General features: G+C 77.2%; 2 protein-coding genes. Both read right to left on the bottom strand.

Annotated elements, in window-relative coordinates; genetic code table 11:
* Positions 1-56 precede the first annotated feature (56 nt).
* Positions 57-1,049, bottom strand: coding sequence for a ribokinase (gene rbsK, locus PV721_RS42985; protein WP_319734271.1), 993 nt, complete (start codon positions 1,047-1,049; stop codon positions 57-59).
* Positions 1,046-2,301 (bottom strand): ADP-ribosylglycohydrolase family protein (locus tag PV721_RS42980; RefSeq protein WP_319734270.1); only part of this gene is annotated, 1,256 nt, incomplete at its 5' end. The genes PV721_RS42980 and rbsK, both read right to left, overlap by 4 nt.

Below are 2,301 nucleotides of genomic sequence, written 5' to 3'. Positions count from 1 at the left end.
CGGCGGCCCCCGCCCCGGCCGCCCGCCGGCCGGGGGGCGGGTGTGCGCCTCGGGGCTCACGCGGTGGCTCCGGGGGTGGCCTCGGGCTGGGGTCCGGGTGTGCGGCCCGGGTGAGCAGGGCCCGGGGGCAGGGTGGGTTCCGTGGGAGGCCCGGCCAGGGCAGCGGCCGCGGTGTCGGTTTCGGTGCGGGTCGGCATCGAGTCCTGGGCGCCGGGGCGCTGGACGGACAGCGCGGCCGCCGCCGAGGCCCAGCGCAGCGCCTCGGGCATCGGCCGGCCCTCCCCGAGAGCCACGGCGAGGGCGCCGACGAACGTGTCCCCGGCGGCGGTGGTGTCCACGGCCCGGACCCGGGGCGCGGGCACGGTCAGCGGCTCCCGGCCGCGGGCGGCGTACAGGACTCCGGCCGCGCCGAGGGTGATCACCACCTCGGGCACGTCGTTCAGCAGGGCCTCGGCGGCCTGGCCGGGGTCGGTGAGGCCGGTGAGGGCGGCCGCCTCGTGCTCGTTCGGCACCAGCAGATCGGTGGCGGCGAGGAGTTCGGGAGGCAGCGGCTGGGCCGGGGCCGGGGTGAGGACCGTACGGACGCCGTGCGCGCGGGCGGCGAGGGCGCCGGCGAGGACGGCGGTGAGGGGGAGTTCGAGCTGGAGGAGGAGGGAGCCGGCGGCCGCGATCCTGGCGTCGTCCCCCGCCTCCAGGCCGGTGACGCGGGCGTTGGCGCCGGGGATGACGATGATGCTGTTGCCGCCCTCGTCGTCCACGGTGATGTGGGCGGTGCCGCTGGCGCCCTCGACGGTGCGCAGGGCCGCGGTGTCGATCCCGTCGGCGGTGAGCGCGGAGCGCAGCCGTACGCCGAACTCGTCGGTCCCGACCGCGCCGATCATCACCACCTCCCCGCCGGAGCGCGCGGCGGCGACGGCCTGGTTGGCGCCCTTGCCGCCGGGAACCGTGCGGAAGGCCCGCCCGGTGACGGTCTCCCCGAGGCGGGGGGCCTTGGGGACGTAGGCGACGAGATCCATGTTCGTACTGCCGAGCACGGCGATTGCCGTCATGAGCGTGCTGCCTCCTGTGCGGTGAGGTGGGCGAGGGCGTCGAAGCCGATGCCGTCGAAGCCGGGGACGGTGGTGGCGAGACGGTTCTTGAGGGGAGCGGTCCAGCGGTGCGGGAGGGCGCGGGGGGAGCCCGCGACCAGCGCGGCGAGGGCGCCGGCGGTCGCCCCGTTGGAGTCGGTGTCCCAGCCGCCGGCCACGGCGCCGCAGACGGAACGGGTGAAGTCCCCGTCGGCGTGGGTGAGGGCGGCCGCGATCAGGGCGGTGTTGGGGACGGCGTGGACCCAGTGGTAGTGCCCGTAGCGTGCGTGCAGCCGGTCCACGACGAGGTCGAAGTCCGCCTCGTCCGAGGCCGCCCGGATCCCGAGGCGGACGGCCTCGGCGAGGCGGGAGCGGGGCGGTACGACCTCCAGCCCGGCCCGGAGCGCGGTGTGGACGTCCGCCCGGCCGGTGGCGGCCTCGGCGGTGGCGGCCGCGACGAAGAGGGCGGCGTAGACGCCGTTGGCGGTGTGGGTCAGGACGGCGTCCCGGTATGCCTGGGCCGCGGCGGCGGCCGGGTCGCCCGGGTTGGTCCAGCCGTGGAGGTCGGCGCGGATGAGGGCGCCGATCCATTCGCGGAAGGGGTTGTGGTGGGTGGCGGTGGCGGGCGGCTCCAGCCCGAGCAGGAGGTTGCGGTAGGCGATGCGCTCGGCGGTGAAGGTCCGCCCGGCGGGCAGTTCGTCGAGCCAGATGCGGGCGACGTCGGCGGTGGTGAAGCCCTTGCCGTGCCGCTGGAGCAGGAGCAGGCCGATCAACGGGTAGTTGAGGTCGTCGTCCTCGGGCATGCCGTCGATGTTCTCGGCGAGCGAGGTGGGGGCGGAGCGGCGGTTCCAGGGGTGCGCGGCCAGCACCTCCGGCGGTACGCCGCGTTCGGTGAACCAGTCGTTCAGCGGCCAGTTGCCGGTGGCGCGGGCCAGCGCCCGGATCCCCTCCAGGGGGAGCTTCTCGACCGGCTTGCCGAGCAGGCAACCGACGGCCCGGCCCAGCCAGGCGGCTTCCAGCCGGGTCCGCAGGTCCTGCCCGGCTCGGGCGGGGTTCTGCTGCTCCGTGGCCGGGGTGGCGGGGCCGGGGCTCGGGCCGTGTCCGCCGGGGTCCGGGGTCTGCCCGGTGGCCTGCGGCCGGGTCTGCGACTCCTGCCCGGCCCGGGCGGGGTCCTGCTCCGTGGCCGCGGACGGTCCGTGTCCGGCCGGGTCGCCGGGGCCGTGCTCTGCGGGGG

The sequence above is a fragment of the Streptomyces sp. MB09-01 genome, assembly GCF_033794505.1.
Taxonomy (GTDB): domain Bacteria; phylum Actinomycetota; class Actinomycetes; order Streptomycetales; family Streptomycetaceae; genus Streptomyces.
Note: the sequence above shows the minus strand (reverse complement) of the source record. Positions and strands in the feature narration are given on the sequence as shown.